This is a genomic window from Psychromarinibacter halotolerans (assembly GCF_029168315.1).
Lineage (GTDB): Bacteria > Pseudomonadota > Alphaproteobacteria > Rhodobacterales > Rhodobacteraceae > Psychromarinibacter > Psychromarinibacter halotolerans.
In genome coordinates this window covers 141,144-159,039 of record NZ_JARGYD010000010.1, presented here as the reverse complement: position 1 = coordinate 159,039, position 17,896 = coordinate 141,144, and the positions used below count along the sequence as shown (strand labels likewise).

Here is a 17,896-nt window from a genome sequence, read left to right as displayed (position 1 = left end):
GGCCCCACGTTGTCGAGCTCGATGCGATCCTGCGCGACTCCATCCACATCGAGCGTGTCGATTACACCGGCGACGCGACCAACGGCGGCGGGGGCACGATTGTCCGCTCGTCCACGGGTGCGTTCTACGGCGGGGTTCGGGGCGACTCCACACTGGACAACGGCTCGGACCCGGCGCTTTGGTACGCGCCCACCAACGACATATCCGCAGCGACGGTGACCGCGTTCCCGACCGGCTTCGGAGACGATTCCATCGTGGACATCGCCCTCGATGAGACGAACGGCTACGTCTACGTCGTGGCGACCGACACGCGCTACCGGGACGAGACGCCCGGGCCGGTGCCGATGATGGTCGGCTGGGCCACGCTCGCGGCCTTCCAGGCGGATCCGGCGGGGTCGATTACGTGGTGGCACCTGCTCGACCTTCACTACACGCACTCGAACAACAACGAGGCCAACAACGGTGTCGGGATCCAGAGCATCGCCTGCGATCCGGATAACGCGCTCTACATCTCGTTCTCGAACGAGCATGGCGTCCGCTTCTTCGATGACGACGGCGCCCCCCGCACCTATGACCTTGCGCTGGCCATCGGCGCGAACGGGCCGATCGGGGCAAAGCTGAAGCCGCGCAACATCCTCCGGCCGCCGGCCTCGGTGATGTCGCACTATGTCACGCCGCAAGAGATGAGCCTGGTGAGCCAGGGCCGCGCGACCTTCAAGGATGACGCGATCGCGTGGCAACGCGCGAGCGAGGTCGCGGCTCAGTTCGGGAAGACGATGTTCGTCCCGCCGCAGACTTATCGCTTCCTCACCCCGCCGACCTTCGCCGATGGCGCGAACATCCTCGGCGGCGGCGTCGATAACCCGAACGCCAACCAGTTCGGGCCGGGGCCGACGGTGATCATGGACTCGAGCATGACCGGGGCGCCCGCGATCCGGTCGCTCGGGAACCTGCGGATGCAGGGGATCTCCTTCCGAGGGACGAACAAGACCGCCGGCGTCGGAATGTACCTCGAGCGCGATACCGCGGACGGGTCGGAATACGAGGACCTCGATTCCAAGATCCGCAATTGCTACTTCTACCTCTTCGACCAAGGCATCGCGTCTAAGGGCCGGGGCATCGAGGTGGTCGATTGCGTATTCGCTGGCTGCAATTGGGCGTTCAACCCGGCGCCGTGGGTAGCGGCCGATTGGGTCGATAACCCGTCGCAGGAATACGACGGGGAGGGTGTCGGCGAGCGCGAGTACGTGTTCGAGGGCAACCGTGTCCACCAGTGCAACATCGCGGTCTCGGCGAATGAAGCGGACACCGAGAATATGCGCGGCCTGATCATCCGGCACAACCGGCTCGATCTCGGCGGCGTCCTGTTCAACGGCAAGTTCTACTCGGCCGACATCTCGCACAACCTGGTCGACATGGCCGATACAAACACAGGCATTGTCGACGTGCGGGCAGCCTTCCGCCGTCTTTCGGCCCTCGGAAACCACTTTCAGGGCGCGCCGATCGCGGCGGGCGGCGGGGATCTGACCGAGGACATGGCGCGGTACGGATACCGTTTCCGGGGCCCGGCCGCGAACTTCGTGATCGGTTCCGGCTCTGTCTATCGGACGATGGCCAAAGACAGTGCGCTCGGCACCAGCCCGGAAAATAACGAGTCCGCGTGCATCGTGTTCGAGGACACGGCGACGCGCGGCCGGATCGTCGACATGGATTTGCGGAACTTCGGGCTCTACGACGATGTGGGCAACTCGCCTGCGGTCGCGGGCACAGACGACGAGGCGGCGATCATCTTCAAGGCGGCTGTCGATCGTATGAAGATCGACGCGGACTTCGAGAGGAATGCGGATTCGAACGCGTTGAACATCGATTTCCGGGGCCAGAGTGTGACCCGCACCACGATCGCTGAGTCCTGCACCGCGCCCGACGGCGAGGAGCTCGTCGCCACGGCGAACGGCGGTTACGTCGATGGCGGCGGCAACGTGTTCTACATCCCGCGCAAGGCGAACCCGGAGCTCACCATCGATCTCGATGGTGAGATCACCGCGATCGAGCATTGGAACTTCGTTGACACCCGAAACAACGATGCGGCCGACAACTGCGACAACATCGCGAACAACTGGCCGCAGGGGACGGTCGGGTCGTTCCTGGCGGAGAACGCTGCCCGGGTGGTGACATTCCGCCACAACACTGGCGGCGGGAACATCCGCACGATCAGCGGGGCCGATTGGACGTTCGGCACCGACGGTAATGTCTTCCGAGTGATGAAGCTCGGGAGCAATCTCTACCAGATCTGACGGGGTGGGTGTGAGCATGCCAAAGAAGATCGCCCGGGCCCTGATCGAGCATGGCCGCGCGACCGAGTGGCTGACGGCGTGTGTGATGCTGATGTTCGCGGTCACGCTGGCGATGCCTGGCGACACGTTCAGGATAAGTCCGTCCTACAGCGGGTTCCTGAACCTCGGTTTCGACGAGGCCTCGATCGCCATGCCTCTGACGCTCCTGGCCGGGGCGCGACTGACGGCGCTTTACATCAACGGAAACTGGCGCCGGTCGCCGGTGATCAGAGCCTTCGGCGCAGCGGTCGGCGCGATGGTGTTTACGATGCTTGCGGTGACCTTCGGGTGGAATTGGATTTCGGCAGGAGGTCCGCGGCAGAGCGCCGTCGCCCTCGGAACGGGAACAGGCACTTATCTGACGCTTGCCCTCTTTGACTTCTTGGCAGCCTACAGGAGCGGTGCGGATGTTCGAGTTACTCGGCCTATCTGAGCAGGACGCGGTCGTGATCGGTACGGGTGTGGGTGCGTTTATCGGGGCGCTCCTGATCGCCGTGCGTGGCGCGAAAAAAGGCCGGCCGACAAGCGCGGCGGTCGCCGGCGCCATCCAGTCGGCCAACTGCCGCGTGCCCGACCTGCAGCCCGCGATCGAGGCGCTCCGCGCCGAGCAGGAGGAAATCTCGGACACGCTCCGCGAGATGCGCCGCGATGCGAACAGCACGCGCGAGATGGTCGTGCGGATCGAGGAACGCACCCGAGGCTGATTGCCACTGAACGAGAACCTATCCGCCCGGCCGTTGCGCCGGGCTCTTTCGCATGGGGAGACGCCATGACCGGCTACAATTACGACGCGCGCGATCTGCAGCGGCGGCTCGCTGCTCTAGGGCTCTATTCCGGCGAGATCGACGGTGTCGTCGGCCCGAAGACCGAGGCCGCGATCGTCGCGTTCAAGCGGGGCAGAGGCCTGCGCCCGCGGCCCTACATCGGGCCTCTGACCTGGAATGCGCTGATCGGCATGACGACGTCGACCAGTGGCCGGTCGGACGCCGCGTACCAGCCGCCCTGGCTAAACGAGTTGGGCAAGGTCATCGGCCTACACGAGGTTCGCGACAACGGCGCGCTGACGGCCTGGCTCCGGTCGGACGGACGGACGCTTGGCGATCCGGCCGCGCTGCCCTGGTGTGGCGATGCGGCCGAGACTGCAATGCTGCGGGCGCTGCCGAATGAGCCGGTCGTGCCATCGACGAACGATAACCCGTATTGGGCGCGCCACTGGCAGGGGTTCGGCAAACCCTGCGGCCGCGTTCTCGGCGCGGCCGTGCCGATGTCGCGTGACGGCGGAGGGCACATCGCGTTCCTGATCGGCGTCAGCCTCGACGGTCAGGCCATCCGCTGCCGGGGCGGCAACCAGTCGAACATGATCAGCGACGCCTGGTTCGATGCCGATCGGGCGCTCACCTATCGCTGGCCGGTTTCCTATCCGGAGAGCATGCAGCGGCCGGCGCCGATCATGGACGCGGCCGGCGCGATCCTGTCAGCGAACGAGGGCTGAGTGATGATGGCGCGGATCCGTGTCGACGGCAGCGACGTCGTGTTCGATTGCCCGGGCTGCGGCGGGCAGCACCGATTGAACATCGACCCGACATTCCGGCCGTGCTGGAGCTTTAACGGTGACACCGGCCGCCCGACGCTGTCGCCATCGATCAACGCCTTCGCGGAGCTTGGGCCGGAGCGCCGCACATGGCGCTGCCATAGCTTCGTGCGCGAAGGCAGGATCCAGTTCCTGCACGACTGCACGCACAGTCTGGTCGGTCAGACCGTCGACCTACCGGAGGTTCCGGCATGATGCGGCTGTTCCAGCGTTACTTCATCGGGGGGTGCAGCGGGTCGCGTGAGGGAACCTGGTTCCTCGTGGTGACGCTGCTCATCGTTCCGTTCTGGGTTGTCGTGGCCGCTGAGCTGAACGGGATTGCGATGGAGACGACCAGCGGCATGCTCTTGGTCATCGGCCCAGCCGTGCTGGTCGCATGGGGGACGGCCCACGGCCTCGAGAAGGCGGCGCGCGAGAAGTGGATCAAGCCGCGATCGGTGGAGGGGCCTGATGTTCCGCTGCCTGAATAGCGCCGCGCTGGTGGTGCTGCTCCTGGCGGGGTGCGGCGGGCCGCTCGAGTTGCTGACGGGCGGCGGTCCGAACGTGGCGGCGAGCGTCCCGATCACGTCTGGGCGCACCGCGACGAATAGCGTTGGCGTCTCGACCGTCACGACGTCCGAGACCACGATCGAGGCGCCTGGCGCGGAGAGTGTCACAAACCGGCAGGAGGCCAACGAGGTCCGGGCGGACAACGTGGGCTCGATCCACACGACCGAGGTGCCGGCTTGGTTGATCATCGCCTTTGCCGTCGCGCTGTTTCTCGACAGCCCACTGCGCTGGCCGGGGCAGATCATCAGCGTGTTCAGAGGGAAGGTCAGGACATGAGGATCCACGGAACCCGATACACTCGGGGCGCCCGAACCGGGCTGCTATTGGCTGTCTGTTCGGTCGCCATCTTGTTCGCGCTTTCACGGCTGGTCCTGGCTGATCAGCCGTTGCCGCGCTGCGCCGATCGCGAAACCTTAGAGCGCGAACTGCGTGCCCGGTGGTCCGAGGTCAAGGTCGCCGAGGCGCTCGCAACGGAGGGCGAGCTGATCGAGGTCTACGCGTCGCCCGGCGGTGCGACGTTCACCGTCGTCGTGGTGCGGCCGACCGGCGAGGCCTGCGTCGTCGCCGACGGAACGGACTGGATGCGCGGCGGAATGCCGGCGCCAGGCGAAGATATCTAATCCCGCCGCCCGCGCTGCGGGCAGCAAGCCATAGGAGACACTGACATGACATTTCTGAGCGACGAGGTCCGTGACCAGGGCCTCGATTATCTCGACGCGAATGGCACCCGCATCGACATCTGTTCGCAAGAGCCGGCAACCTACGCCGAGGCGACCACGACCTACACGCTCGGCAATAAGACCGGTCTCAACACCGGGGCGCCCGAGGACGGGGACAGCGAAGGCCGGAAGGTCGTGGTTCCCGCGGTCACCGATGGTTCCGTGACGGGGAACGGCACGGCCACGCACTGGGCGCTCACGAACGGAGCCGACGAGTTGCTCGCGACCGGCGCGCTTTCGTCGTCGCAGGTCGTTACGAGCGGGAACACCTTCACGCTCAGCGCGATCGACATCACCATCAACGACGCGGCCTAATTCACCGCAGTACAGGAGCGTCTCCAATGGCGAAGAAACTGATCGACACCTGGTATTTCGCGCACACGTCCAACGGGGCGCGGATCCAGGAAGGCTTCGACACTGTCCGCATCACACGCTCTGGGGATGGCTCCGATCTGATCGAGCTCCACACCGGCGGATTCAATTGGTCCGAGATCAAACCTGTCTTTACGCAAATCGAGATCGAGGTTCCGGACGAGGAGGAGCCGAGCCCGGATCCTGATCCGAGCCCGGAGCCCGACCCTGATCCCACGCCCGACCCGGATCCGAGCCCGGATCCTGACCCGACGCCGACCAGCGACTATCCGACCTCCGGCGATTACACGGTTCACAACGCGACCGAAATGTGGGCGGCGCTGAATGGCCAGAGCGGCGGCGCGACGATCCTGCTCGCCCCCGGGCATTATGGCGACCTGACGTTCGGCAGCTGGTACGGCAAGCGGGTCAACCTCGTCTCGACGGTCCCGGGCGGTGCAACCTTCGGCACCTTGAAGCTCTCGCTTTCCGGCGAGGCTTGGGGCCTCCGGGTCGATGGCCGCTTCACCGGCGACAGTTGCCGCGATGCGCTCTTCGCGGAGTGCGTGTTCAATAGCTGGGCCGAGATTCTGTTCGGCGAGAACGTCCGCGTCCGCGACTGTCGCGGCAAGACGACACTGTTCTGGCGCGAGGTTGCCGGGTTCGAGTGCATCGGAAACCGGCTCGAGAGCCCGGGCGGCTACGAGGGCGACCGCATCGTGATCGCGGGCGAGTGCTACGACGGGATCATCGCGAACAACTATTGCGGCGACCTGAAGCCGCGGTACTACGACGGCGGCACGTACACCCATAGCGACGGCATCCAGTTCTTCAACATGGCCGGGAAGCCCTGGCCACACGACATCGTGGTCGAGGGCAACGTCATCTGGGACGATCCGTCCACCAACGAGGGATCGCTCTTCACCCAGGGCATCGCGGTCGGTGGGCCCCGGATCACAATCCGCCGCAACCTCGTGATGGTGAACAGCCCGAACTCGATCATCATGGCGAATGACGGGACCGGCACGGCCGAGATCTACGAGAACACGGTCATCCCGTGCCCGAACGGGCAAGGTGGTCGGATCCGCGTCTACCCCACGGCGAACGGAACCCATGTGTTCGACAACGCCTGCGTCGAGGTCGTGGAGCATCAAGGCGCCTCGGCCGAGATCGGCTACAATTTCACCTTCTCGGTGTCTGAGGCCTTCGATCTCTTCGAATACAGCCGCGACGCGGGCGGCAAGCTCGTCTCGCGCGGCGACTGGCGCGAGTTCATCCCGAAAGGCGCGGCGGTCGGCAAGGGCGCGCAGGCGCGCATCGACGATCTGCTCGCGGCCTGATGGCGCGACTCCTCGTGATCGCCCGTGAGGGCAGCCGGAAAGGCGAGGTCGTGGCGATCAAGCCGGACGGCCACGTCTGGGGCAAGAAAGAGGGTCTACCCGACTTCGGTCGGGTGGATCTCTTCGGCGTTCCCGTCGGGAACCTGAGCGACCTTCTCGAAACCGCCAAGGACGCGGAGGGAGAGGACGTAGGCCGGCGCGCGGTTCTTCTCCGCAACCCGATGCCGCGATTGACGACCGAGCGATCTCTTAGGGGGGATCTTCGTGCCTACGACGAACATCTCTAGCATCCGGGCCAGCGGCGGTGGCGATTACACGACCATCGCCGCCTGGGAGGCCGCGACCGATAACGACCTCGTTTCGGCGGATGTCGTCGAGATCGGTCGGATCGACGAGGCGGCGAACTACAACGAGTCCGTGACGATTGCGGGCGCGACCACGGACGCGACGCGCTATCGCAAGCTCACCGTCGCGGATGGCATCTGGCATGAGGGTGTGCCTGACGTGACGGGCATCGCCCACATGAAGGGCAACCCGTCAGGGCGTTTCATCGTCATCGACGAGTCGAATTTCTGGATCGAGCGGCTGATGATGTCGCACGACGGTCAGTCGGTCGACACATCGGACGAGTGCATCCGGTGCCAGCCCGGCGGGCGCACGGGGATCCTGATCTCGCGTTGCATCTTCGAGGGGAGCGCGGTCGCAGACACTGACGCGATTTACTTCAACACCAGTACTAGCGCGGCCGCGAATTCGGCCTCGATCGACAACTGTCTCGCCTTCGGATTCGGGCGCGGCGGTCTCACAATTCAGTTCTACAATGGTGCGTCGAGCAGTCCTTGGACCTTAAACGTTGATCACTGCACGCTGAACGATTTCGACAACGATAGCGGCGGCGAGGGTGGTGGCTTCCAGTTCCACAGCTACGCGGCGGGCACGGTCAATTGTCCGATCACGTTCTACAACACGACCAGCACCGACCCGAACACGCACGCCGATTACGGCTACGACCGAACCGACACCTCCGGTTCTGCAACCTTCTCGGGGTCACACAACGCGAGCTCGGACACGTCTCTATCGACCATCGGTCTCACGACCGGCGCGCAACAGAGCGTAGTGCCGGCCACGATCTTCGAAGATCACGGCGCGCTCGATTTCACCCCTGCCAGCGGACAGGCGCTCGACGGCAACGGCACGAACCGCCAAGGATCCGAGCCGGATCCCCGGCAAGATTTCTCGCTCGACATCGGGGAAAACTCGCGCGGGACGACCGACGTCGCGATCGGGGCCTACGTCATCCCGTCGGGCGCCGGATCTCACGCGCTCACCGCGACCAGCGTTGATGCGACGGCCGAGGTCGGGGCGCCTGGAGTGTCTCAGGCGCACGGCCTAATCAACACCGGCCTCGAGCTCGCAACCGGCGCGGGCGCTCCAGCCATTGCCCAGGTCCATGAACATTCCGCGCTCTCTATTGAGGCTTCGAGCGAGGTCGGATCTTCTGCGCTTGCAGAGACCCACGGCCTTGAGGCTGGCGGGTTGAATTCCACTGTCGAGGTGGCCGAAGCTGCGCTGTTGCAGGGGAATGCTCTGACGGCTTCGGGTGTTGCCCTAGCGTCGCTGGCCGGCTTGTCATCGCTGGGGCAGTTGCACTCCCTGGCGCCGGCCGGCGCGCAGATCGATACGAACGGATCGGAGCCTTCTGTCGGGCAGGCACATGCCTTTGCCTCGGCCGACGTGACCGTGCCGATCGTCATCGGGCAGGCGGGCCTGTCAGTTGGCGCCCACGCATTGGGCGCGACAGGCGTCGCCTTGGATGGGCAGCTGTCAATCCCGGCTATGTCCCAGGTTCAAGCTCTGACGCCTGGCGCGCTGGCAGCAGAAGTCGCTAGCGGCACGCCGGCCTTGTCTGTGGGCACGCACGACTTGGCGCCGTTGGGGCTTGCGGTCGCCGTCCAGGCCACCGTGCCGGCTCTCGCGCAACGCCATGCAATGGCCGCGGTGCCTGTCGCGGTTTCGATCTCGAGTGATAGCCCATTCCTCGCCGAGGGCGTGGGGCTTTCTGGTGCTGCGCTTGAGGTGGTCGTGACGATCGGCGACGCGACTGTCGGGCAAAAACATGCGGTCTCCGCTAGTGGTTCAGTGATCGGCGTCGAAGTCGCCTCTCCGGCGGTGTTTCAGGTGCATGCCTTCACGGCCGTGGATCTACGTGCGCTGGTCACGGCGGCGATCCCGGCCTTGAACGGGACGGTCACTGCGCCGCCGGCGCGCAGGATCACTTCGGCCGATGGGCCGTCTTTCGGCGCTCGTCGCACCGCTTGCGATGGTGCGCCATTCGCACGGCGTTTGGTGGATGCTGACGGGCCGAGTTATTCCAGCCGCGCCACGATCGCGGCTTCGTTCTAGGAGGGCAGAATGCCGAGCACGTTGGCGAACAAGAAACCGGCCGAGGTCGCGGACTATCGGCAGGATTGGGATAAGCGGCTCGCTGAAGAGGAGAGCATCACCAGCAGCAGCTGGTCGGTCGCGGCCAGTGCCGAGAGCCCGGCCGCGCTGACTGTCCAGTCCGGAACCTACACCGATCGTGCTGTCACTGTCTGGCTGGCGGCCGGCACAGCAGGCGTCAGCTATGTGCTGACCAACATGGTTGAGACGTCCGGTAACCGGACGCTCGTCGGCTGCTATCGGCTTTACGTTGAGGCTTGCTGAACGGTCGCTGTCGGGACTGGAGCAGTGGACCTCACCTCCAAGCCGCGGACAGCCTTGTGGAGAGCACGTCGGCGCGAGGATCGCGGCTGGTCTGTACGACACCTCAAAGTGCACGTGAGTGGTGTGGCGTCCGGGCGAAACTTGGGCGACGTCGCCCGGACGCGGCGCTCACAGGGGCTAAACCGCGAGCAACATTATGCTTAGCCTGGTTCGTGCATATCTGTCTATGGAGTTTGGGCGAAGCAGCTGAACGGCACTTTGGAAGGCGACGTTAGGTTTGCTAAGCGCGCTTCATCGAAGCCGATCTCGCGTGGAATGTTCAATGAATGTTCTTAACTGATAAAAGTTAATAAAAATCGAACGAAACGCGATCGAAGCGGGAACCTGAGGGCTTTAGGCGCCCTTCAAAATCCGGAAATGGTCTTCAATATTGCTGCGCCCGGGCACTGGATACGGCGAGCGCCCGGACGCAATGCTCGCCGGGAGAGAATCTTAGCGAGCTGCTTTCTCCTTAGTTGCGTAGCCGATCAATGTCTATGACTGGCTCGATTCCGAGCACTAGCCGCTGTGTCAGGCATTACCCAGCGGAAGTGTGGCAGGTGCCCAATTCCCAACACAATTGCCCCGCAAGGAGGACACTGTCTAAGTTAACAAAGCGGCATGGTTACTCGTTCTTGGAAGAATCCTCGTACAGTAAAGGTCGATGATGCCCCATCACGCGCGCTCCCACAGCCCACGGATTGAAGCCGCTTTTTTCGGTTTGCTGGTTTTTTTCATCGTGGTCACGGCCGTTTCGGTCGCAATTGCCGTCAACTCCAGAGCCTCAGATTTTGAAGAGCAGGTTCAAAACGAGCTTGTTTTGCAAAGCGGGCGAGCTTTGTCCGTGCAGTTCAATACCTCGCTGGAGCGCGAGTGGGATAGTATCCGCGCCGTTGCCGATGCTATCGCTGGAGCGCCAAAAGCCGAGCTCGATGACTTTATGGACGCGGTTCCTGCTGCAGGGGGGCGCATCCAGTGGGCAGGATTTGTTGATCTCGCCGGGATTGTTGTCTCAGGGTCCGGTCGGATCTGGGAAGGAAACGACTTTGGCGAGAGAAGGTTTTTCCGGGAGGGAATGTCTGGCGAAGGCGTAGGCAACGTGTTCGAAACATCGGCTTTCTCGAGCTCCGAAGTGCCGGAACCGGTCAAGTTGGTCAACTTTTCGATGCCGGTGTTGGGAGGCACCGGGGAAGTCGAAGGTGTCCTTGTCTACTCTGTTCGTATTGCTTGGGTCGAAGCGCTGCTAAATCGTCTTGCGAGCGAAATGGGCTTGGAGATCGCGGTTCTGGATCAACGAAACGAATTCCTAGTTAACTCGTTGATTGGCACTGACTACGAAATCCCCGAAGCCATTCGAAGCAACCTGCAGCTCGGTATGTTCGACGCGATCTCTCTCACGGATGCAGGAGATCCGGGGCTTAGATTCGCCGTGCTTCCGAGCTTCACTTTGCAGAGCATGCCGTCGTTTGGGTGGAACTTGGTTGTTGCGCTTCGAGAAGACGGCGTATCGGGCGCTTTGCCGAAACTGCGGAACGCTGTATTCGTGATTGTGGCCATTGCGGCGGGTTTTGTCATCGCAGTCATATTTGCTCTGTTCCGGTTCCTGGTTTGGCCTTTTAAGAGGTTGTCCGGCGACGCATACGCCCTTGCTCAAGGGACCATCGTCTATCCCGTTTACCACCGGTCTAGTCGGGAGGCTGAAACACTGTCGGAAGCGCTTGCGCTTCTCCAAACCCGCTTGGAAGTGGCGGAGATAAAGCAGAAGAAGCCGCGGTTTACGGTCGTGCCGCACAAAAGCCGCGCGGGGTAAGGATCAGCTCTTCCCCGCGCCAACGCCGCAACAAAAATGAGCTGCGTTGTCACACCGATACGCGCATTTTCGCCTACGACGCGAATGCAGCGTCGACAAAACACATCTAGAAACTTAACCCCGCAACTACCCGCGGAGCCATTTGCCAAGCGGGTAACGCGGCCGGGCGGAACCCCATCAAAATTCGTCCGGTCGCACGCCTTCGGCAAGTCGCTCTATGGTTGCTCTGGTGGCCAGTCGGTTGATGCTGCTCAGCTCATGTTCAATTGGATCGCGTGGCGCATTGATCTGATCCGTTTAGACAGATCGCTAATTCGGCCGTGCACCGTGGTCCGTGAAACATTCGTCTTAGCGCAAGTGGCTATCGGCAACTCAGGGCTGATTTTCTGCATCTTGGGGTTGCCAAGTCTGGCGCAGGAAAATAAGTCCCGGCGCCTAGATTCGCGCCGGGACACAAACAATGAACTCGCTAAGAGATAACTTCACATATCACAGACTTGCGTTTGGTCGCAATGCCTCACCCACGGGTTGAAATGGGGATGAGCAAAAAGGCTACCTATCGGGACGGTGAAGCCGTCTATCGGATCAAGGCGCGAACTGCGACCCGAACGAACAATGGTGATACGCAGCACTTGGTTTCATACCGGGCCGAGAAACGCTACCGCGCGTTTTTAGCAATTTGGAAATGGCGACCTGTGGATTGGGGCGATTGGCGTGCAACGAAGGCCGAGGCTCGATTGGACGCAGCTCGTGACGCGTACCGGGCTGAGGGAACCAGATCTCCGGTCGTCCTTGATGACGACTGATTGATCCTGGCGAGTGCGCCGCGAGTGATCACACTTAGGGTCGGGGGCTCGAACATCCTCGCAGCGACTGGAACAGGGCTTACGCCGGATTGCGAAGCGACGGTTATACTGAGCAGGTCAGCTATGCGGACAGAGCGGACATTGACTGTTTCAGGTTGAATGACTGCTTGGCCGAAAGTCCAGAAGCTACTGGAAACCTTCAACTACGCCATAAAATTTACCCCAAGCTGCTTTTTGTTCGTCCGGGATTCCGCTTTCGTCATCCAAGATGAGTTGCTCTGGGGTAACCCAATCGATATTCAACGATAGAGCCGCTGAGCACAGCTGAGCTACTTGCCTCCCATTCAAGCCAGCCCCAAGAAATTCCTGTAAGCTTTCCCGCCCAGACGCCATTTCGTTCAGCGTGGTGACTATCTGAGTAACGTCTGCTCGTTCGGCATCTTCAGGAAAAGCCACAACAAGCGCATCAATTTGGGACAAATCTATATCTCTTTGTCCTCCGCAAGCCCACTTAACGGCCAAAGGCATTAGAACATACTCGAACCCGAAAAATGCGTTGTCGAATGGATGCTGGTCCTGTGTGGAGGCCGCCGAGCAAGCCATTGCGACGCAAGGAAGCAGCAACCCAGACGACAGAAATGATATGCTTGGTCGCATGGCCTCACTTTCAGGAAAATAAATTTTATTATAACTCGAACATTGCAACACGAAAACCAGGTACCAAGCAACAAACCTGTCGTGCGTGCAAACTACAGCATTAAGCACTCTGGGCTCGAAGCGGACTTGCGGCAACGCAGCGAGATGGTCACCTAGCTCGCAGCAGCGACCGTTACTCTCGGCCCTCTGCGGACATTCGAGCCAGGCGCGACGAACGGCACGAAAGAGCCCACAACGACAAATGCTGCGCAATACAGGGACGTCAGCTTTCATAAACCAATTCGCAATTCACAGGTCTTTTGTGAGCCGCCACATGCTCGCCTCACTCATTATTCACATGAAGGTCAGCTACAAACCCAAGGGCCATTTTTGATGCGAATTCTCAAGCAACTGTTTGCCGGGCGAAAGAAACAGGCAACCGCCGAGCCGGAGGAAGCCGACTTTGTGATGGGGCTCATCGAAAACGAAGTCACCACGTTGGAAATGCAGCAGGCCGCGAAAGCCGACGCCGGCCCTTCGGTCATGCTGACCCCCGCGGTTCCACTTCCGGCACGTGACGCCGCAGGGTGGTTCGGTGGGTCGCCAAAGCTTCCCAAAGACGTTCAATGGCCGGAGATCGACGGAACATCGCTGTGTTTCGTTGCGCAGATTGACTTGACCAAAGTGCCGCAGAACATCTGGTCGGGCGTCGGTCCACGCCAAGGTCAATTCGCCTTCTTCATACACCCCACGGAACTGGCGGCGAAAGTGCTCCACATAGGCGGGAAATTGGAGAAACGGTCAGGACCAAGTCCGGTTGACTCGCACTGGTGGCGCAATCACTACGATAATCTTCCGCCGGTCAGCACACATTTCCCCGAGTGGCCTGTGCAACTGGATGCATGTGTTGGCGCACTCCCCGAACCTGCCGGTTGGGAGAAAGGGAAAGCGCCCGGTTTCCCCAAACCATTTATGGCGGAGACATTCGATCTGACGAACCGGGCTCATCATCCTTTCGATGAACGGACTCTTGGTTTGTTGATTGACGGCATCGAGAACGAACTGAATGTCAGACAGGCTTCCTTGTCGAAGTTCTTGGAAGACAAAAAACTCAAGAATGAGGTCGCCGAGGCTTTGAAAGCTTTGCTGACTACCGTCCAATCGTCATCCTCTGAACTTCTGAAAATCAAGGAAGACCTGGCTCCGTACACCGCCAATTTTGACCATCAGAGCGTGGAACCACATTTGCACGCACTTGATGGGCTGGCGTCAGGCCACACCGTCTATCACAAGGACGACGAGGACGGTTACGCGGATATTGAAGTCGCTCATGGCAAGCTCATCAAATATTCCGGTGGTTTTCTGCAACTCCTCGAACGACACGCCAAATACGCCTACGTCGATACCCCTGAGAAGCTTACGCCAGTGGCCAAAGCATGGTTCGAATCGCGCTGGGCATTTGACGCTGTCTACGAAAGGGGAGGGATGTCACATCCTCCGCACGGTTTCATCTATACACCGCATGGACCTTCGACCCCGAATGAAGTCTTGCTCGAACTTCCAACCAGCGATCTAATTGGTTGGATTTGGGGCGACATGTACTCGGTCGTTTTGACGATTTCGCGCGACGATCTGGCGAACGGCAAATACGAGAATATCACGGTCGACATTACCAATTGAAAACCTGAACCGACGCTGGCAAATTCCCTCCGCCACCCTCAAAACGGTCATCCCAAGCAGGTCACCAGACGGCAGCTACGTCCGCAAACTAGACGTCCGGGCCCGGCGCAGCGACCGACCGCTTCGAGCCCATATTGCGTTATGCTGCGATATGCACCAATGGCCGCTTTTGCGAATTCATTTGAGGGACTGCGCACGGGTGTATCTGGCGCGCAGAACAAAGAATATCCCTAGCAACACACCGAGCGACATTAGTGGCCATGACATGGCAAAGAAGAGTTCCGAGCCGCTATTCGGATAAGGAGGTGCAGCCCCTTCAAGAACGCTACATGCCGAGCGACCTTGAGCGAGGATTTCGAAGCTTAGTCGAAATGAAAACCAAAGCTGCCAAATGAGGATCGGCAGAACTGGAAGCGAAAACAAAATTACAGTGCGGGGACTACTCGACAGCCATAGTCCAAGATGGGCAATACCGTAGAACGCTATGGAAAGAACAACGCCGTACAAGCGGTCTGCGTCACCTTGCGTACAGGTCCCAGCAATACGGGCTAGTATTGTATTGCCAGCTCCTAGATAGAAGAAGGCGGTGGAAAGTGGCTGCCAAAATTTCATATTTCGATTTAGCAGTGCATGCCTGATAAGTCGACGTCTAGCGTGACGACTAGATAGCAGCCGTTGGCGCAGCCGCAGCGAAATGGCGCTTGGTCCGCTGAGCCGCCATTCGTCCAGGGCGCAGCGAAGGTCTGCAATCCGCGCTTGCGGCGAGACCTCTCGGTCCTGCGGCACGAACCGTGCGAGCGTAGCGAACGGCAGGAACGTCGGCGCCTCGGCGGCAGACCAAAATCCGGACATGTAGATCCGGTCGCTATCCTACTACAGTGTTCCGGGCGAGTTGCACTTCGTCGTTCACTTCAATAACGGGACCACGAAGCGACCGAAATTCATACGGGCGATGAAGACCTTCCAACATAAGGGAAGCCAGTTCATCGTGTGGATGCTCGATCAACTCGGCTGCACGCTGGGCGGCGTGCTCGACACGCTGCAGATCCTCACGGAGTGCGGGGCGTCTTTCGTCAGCCTGACTCGATCAATTCATGTGATGCGATGCGAAACGAGAACGGCGCGTGAACGTGTTGTACCGAATTTGTACCGATCCGTTCCGCAGTTCGCTGCATGTTCCTGCGCGAAACGGCAGAGCGCCGCGAGCGCCGCGTCGCCAAGAATCCGCAAGGTCTTTGTTTTGCTGGTGTTTTCTGGTGCTGCCGGAGAGATTTGAACTCTCGACCTCTCCCTTACCAAGGGAGTGCTCTACCCCTGAGCTACGGCAGCCTCGTGTTGTGCGCGGCTGATTAGACGCAATCCGCCGGGGGTGCAAGGGTATTCTGGACGCTTTCTGCCACGTCGTTTATGGAAGATCCCATGGGCGAGAATACGGGCAAGAAAACAGGCCGAAAGCCGCAAGCCGGGACGCAGGATCGGGAAGATCGGTTGAAGGCTGCGCTGAAGGCCAATATCGCACGCCGCAAGGCGCAGGCGAAGGCGCGCGCGTCCGACAAATCCGGAGAATGAGGCAGTCATGGATTCGATCTTGGTGCGGGGCGGGACAGAGCTCTCGGGCGACATTCCCATCGCGGGGGCGAAGAACGCCTGCCTGACGTTGATGCCGGCGACGCTGTTGTCGGACGAACCGCTGACGCTGACCAACGCGCCGCGGCTGTCGGACATCCGCACGATGACCCAGCTTCTGGCGTCGCTGGGCGCCGAAGTCACGCAGTTGCAGGACGGGCAGGTGCTGGCGATGTCCAGCCACGACATCAACAACCTGACCGCCGACTATGACATCGTGCGGAAGATGCGGGCGTCGATCCTTGTGCTGGGGCCGATGTTGGCGCGCTGCGGCCGCGCCGTGGTGTCGCTGCCGGGCGGCTGCGCCATCGGCGCGCGTCCCGTCGATCTGCACCTGCAGGGGCTGGAGGCGCTGGGCGCGACGCTGGACCTGAAGGACGGCTATGTCCACGCCGAGGCGAAGTCCGGCCTGAAGGGCGCCGTGTTCGAGTTTCCCTTCGTGTCGGTCGGCGCGACCGAGAACATCCTGATGGCCGCGGTTCTGGCCAAGGGCACCACGGTGTTGAAGAACGCCGCGCGCGAGCCCGAAATCGTCGATCTGGCCCAGTGCCTGCGCAAGATGGGCGCCCAGATCGAGGGCGAGGGCACGTCGGAGATCACCATTCAGGGCGTCGACCGCCTGCACGGCGCGACTCATCCGGTCGTGCCGGACCGGATCGAGCTGGGCACCTACATGCTGGCCCCCGCCATCGCCGGCGGCTCGGTCACCTGCCTTGGCGGCCGGCTGGATCTGGTTTCGGCCTTCGCCGAGAAGCTGGCCGCGACGGGCGTCGACATCGAAGAGACCGCGACCGGCCTGACCGTCAGCCGCAAGAATGGCCGCGTGCGGTCGGTCGACGTGGAAACCGCGCCGTTCCCGGGCTTTCCAACCGACCTGCAGGCGCAGATGATGGCGCTGATGTGCACTGCCGAAGGGGTGAGCGTTTTGGAGGAACGGATCTTCGAGAACCGGTTCATGCACGCGCCCGAACTGATGCGGATGGGCGCGCGAATCGACGTGTCGGGCGGCACCGCCACCGTGACGGGGGTCGAGTCGCTGAAGGGCGCGCCGGTGATGGCGACGGACCTGCGGGCTTCGGTCTCGCTGATCCTTGCCGGCCTGGCCGCCGAGGGCGAAACGCGGGTCAGCCGGGTCTATCACCTTGATCGCGGCTACGAGCATGTCGTGCGCAAGCTGTCGGGCGTCGGCGCCTCGATCGAACGGGTGCATGGCGAATGACCGGTGACGCGCGTTTCGAGGATGGCGACGAGCAGCCGCTGCGCCTGATCGCCTACGAGGCCGAGGACCTTCAGGTCATCTCGGCGCTGGTGCAGGATGCGGTCTTCCCGGTGACCGAGATGGCGTGGAAGCCCAAAAGCGGGCGCTTCGCGGTTCTGCTGAACCGCTTCCGCTGGGAAGACGTTTCGGGCGGCGAACGCCGGGGCAGCTATGAGCGGGTGCAGTCGCTGCTGGTCATCGACGGTGTGCAGAAGGTCGCGACGCAGGGCTTCGACCGGGGCGACCGGGATCTTGTGCTGTCGCTGATGTCCTTGGGCTGGGCCGAGGGCGACACGCCTTCGGGACGGCTGGAGCTGGTGCTGGCCGGGGACGGCGGCATCGCGCTGGACGTCGAGGCGCTGGAAGTCACGCTGAAGGATGTCACCCGGCCCTATGTCGCGCCCTCGGGCCACGTACCGGATCACCCGGACTGAGACGCCCCTGCGGGGCGT

The 17,896-nt window shown here is 61.8% G+C and carries 20 protein-coding genes and 1 tRNA gene; 18 read left to right on the top strand and 3 right to left on the bottom strand.

The annotated features are described in order from the left end of the window. The 14 genes from P1K30_RS20590 to P1K30_RS20525 all read left to right on the top strand — a co-directional run. Positions 1-2,294, top strand: a 2,294-nt coding sequence (locus P1K30_RS20590) for a hypothetical protein (protein ID WP_275634664.1), incomplete at its 5' end; no start/stop codon positions are given. Positions 2,295-2,310: 16 nt separating this feature from the next. Then, entirely contained in the window at positions 2,311-2,766 is a 456-nt protein-coding gene (locus P1K30_RS20585) for a hypothetical protein (RefSeq protein ID WP_275634663.1), read from the top strand. Further along, on the top strand, positions 2,741-3,037 hold the full coding sequence (locus tag P1K30_RS20580; RefSeq protein WP_275634662.1) for a hypothetical protein: 297 nt from the start codon (positions 2,741-2,743) through the stop codon (positions 3,035-3,037). The genes P1K30_RS20585 and P1K30_RS20580 overlap by 26 nt, the downstream gene beginning before the upstream one ends. 65 nt (positions 3,038-3,102) lie before the next feature. Continuing rightward, complete coding sequence (locus tag P1K30_RS20575; RefSeq protein ID WP_275634661.1) at positions 3,103-3,825, top strand: NlpC/P60 family protein; 723 nt, start codon at positions 3,103-3,105, stop codon at positions 3,823-3,825. A gap of 3 nt (positions 3,826-3,828) precedes the next feature. Beyond that, positions 3,829-4,119, top strand: coding sequence for a ubiquitination-like system serine protease family protein (locus P1K30_RS20570; RefSeq protein ID WP_275634660.1), 291 nt, complete (start codon positions 3,829-3,831; stop codon positions 4,117-4,119). Then, entirely contained in the window at positions 4,116-4,394 is a 279-nt protein-coding gene (locus P1K30_RS20565; protein ID WP_275634659.1) for a hypothetical protein, read from the top strand. Before P1K30_RS20570 ends, P1K30_RS20565 begins: the two co-directional genes overlap by 4 nt. After that, positions 4,375-4,749 (top strand): hypothetical protein, encoded by a 375-nt coding sequence (locus P1K30_RS20560; protein ID WP_275634658.1) that lies wholly within the window; start codon positions 4,375-4,377, stop codon positions 4,747-4,749. The genes P1K30_RS20565 and P1K30_RS20560 overlap by 20 nt, the downstream gene beginning before the upstream one ends. Continuing rightward, positions 4,746-5,093 carry a hypothetical protein gene (locus P1K30_RS20555; RefSeq protein WP_275634657.1) on the top strand — a complete coding sequence of 116 codons (348 nt, stop codon included), beginning with the start codon at positions 4,746-4,748 and terminating at the stop codon, positions 5,091-5,093. Before P1K30_RS20560 ends, P1K30_RS20555 begins: the two co-directional genes overlap by 4 nt. Before the next feature lie 45 nt (positions 5,094-5,138). Beyond that, complete coding sequence (locus P1K30_RS20550) at positions 5,139-5,507, top strand: hypothetical protein (RefSeq protein WP_275634656.1); 369 nt, start codon at positions 5,139-5,141, stop codon at positions 5,505-5,507. Positions 5,508-5,533: 26 nt separating this feature from the next. Continuing rightward, positions 5,534-6,883, top strand: a complete 1,350-nt coding sequence (locus P1K30_RS20545) for a hypothetical protein (protein ID WP_275634655.1) — start codon at positions 5,534-5,536, stop codon at positions 6,881-6,883. Beyond that, positions 6,883-7,170 (top strand): hypothetical protein, encoded by a 288-nt coding sequence (locus tag P1K30_RS20540; RefSeq protein ID WP_275634654.1) that lies wholly within the window; start codon positions 6,883-6,885, stop codon positions 7,168-7,170. Before P1K30_RS20545 ends, P1K30_RS20540 begins: the two co-directional genes overlap by 1 nt. Next, positions 7,148-9,286: a hypothetical protein gene (locus P1K30_RS20535; RefSeq protein WP_275634653.1), complete on the top strand. Its 2,139-nt coding sequence runs from the start codon at positions 7,148-7,150 to the stop codon at positions 9,284-9,286. Before P1K30_RS20540 ends, P1K30_RS20535 begins: the two co-directional genes overlap by 23 nt. A 9-nt stretch (positions 9,287-9,295) precedes the next feature. Further along, on the top strand, positions 9,296-9,589 hold the full coding sequence (locus tag P1K30_RS20530; RefSeq protein WP_275634652.1) for a phage fiber-tail adaptor protein: 294 nt from the start codon (positions 9,296-9,298) through the stop codon (positions 9,587-9,589). 760 nt (positions 9,590-10,349) lie between these two features. Continuing rightward, positions 10,350-11,438 carry a cache domain-containing protein gene (locus tag P1K30_RS20525; protein ID WP_275634651.1) on the top strand — a complete coding sequence of 363 codons (1,089 nt, stop codon included), beginning with the start codon at positions 10,350-10,352 and terminating at the stop codon, positions 11,436-11,438. Positions 11,439-12,430: 992 nt separating this feature from the next. Here P1K30_RS20525 and P1K30_RS20520 read toward each other — a convergent pair. Continuing rightward, complete coding sequence (locus P1K30_RS20520; protein WP_275634650.1) at positions 12,431-12,772, bottom strand: hypothetical protein; 342 nt, start codon at positions 12,770-12,772, stop codon at positions 12,431-12,433. A gap of 501 nt (positions 12,773-13,273) precedes the next feature. Here P1K30_RS20520 and P1K30_RS20515 point away from each other — a divergent pair. Continuing rightward, on the top strand, positions 13,274-14,560 hold the full coding sequence (locus P1K30_RS20515) for a DUF1963 domain-containing protein (protein WP_275634649.1): 1,287 nt from the start codon (positions 13,274-13,276) through the stop codon (positions 14,558-14,560). Between the two features lie 177 nt (positions 14,561-14,737). Here the strand turns inward: P1K30_RS20515 and P1K30_RS20510 are convergent, their stop codons facing one another. Continuing rightward, positions 14,738-15,412, bottom strand: coding sequence for a hypothetical protein (locus tag P1K30_RS20510; RefSeq protein WP_275634648.1), 675 nt, complete (start codon positions 15,410-15,412; stop codon positions 14,738-14,740). Positions 15,413-15,452: 40 nt separating this feature from the next. Here P1K30_RS20510 and P1K30_RS20505 point away from each other — a divergent pair, with 40 nt between their 5' ends. Then, positions 15,453-15,836, top strand: coding sequence for a recombinase family protein (locus tag P1K30_RS20505; protein ID WP_275634647.1), 384 nt, complete (start codon positions 15,453-15,455; stop codon positions 15,834-15,836). Here P1K30_RS20505 and P1K30_RS20500 read toward each other — a convergent pair. Then, positions 15,815-15,889 (bottom strand) — tRNA-Thr (locus P1K30_RS20500). The genes P1K30_RS20505 and P1K30_RS20500 overlap by 22 nt on opposite strands. A gap of 247 nt (positions 15,890-16,136) precedes the next feature. On the opposite strand from P1K30_RS20500, the gene murA reads away from it, so the two are divergent. Together murA and P1K30_RS20490 are read left to right on the top strand one after the other, a co-directional pair. Further along, complete coding sequence (murA, locus tag P1K30_RS20495; RefSeq protein ID WP_275634646.1) at positions 16,137-17,405, top strand: UDP-N-acetylglucosamine 1-carboxyvinyltransferase; 1,269 nt, start codon at positions 16,137-16,139, stop codon at positions 17,403-17,405. Then, on the top strand, positions 17,402-17,878 hold the full coding sequence (locus tag P1K30_RS20490) for a DUF2948 family protein (protein WP_275634645.1): 477 nt from the start codon (positions 17,402-17,404) through the stop codon (positions 17,876-17,878). The genes murA and P1K30_RS20490 overlap by 4 nt, the downstream gene beginning before the upstream one ends. The last annotated feature ends 18 nt before the right edge of the window (positions 17,879-17,896 follow it).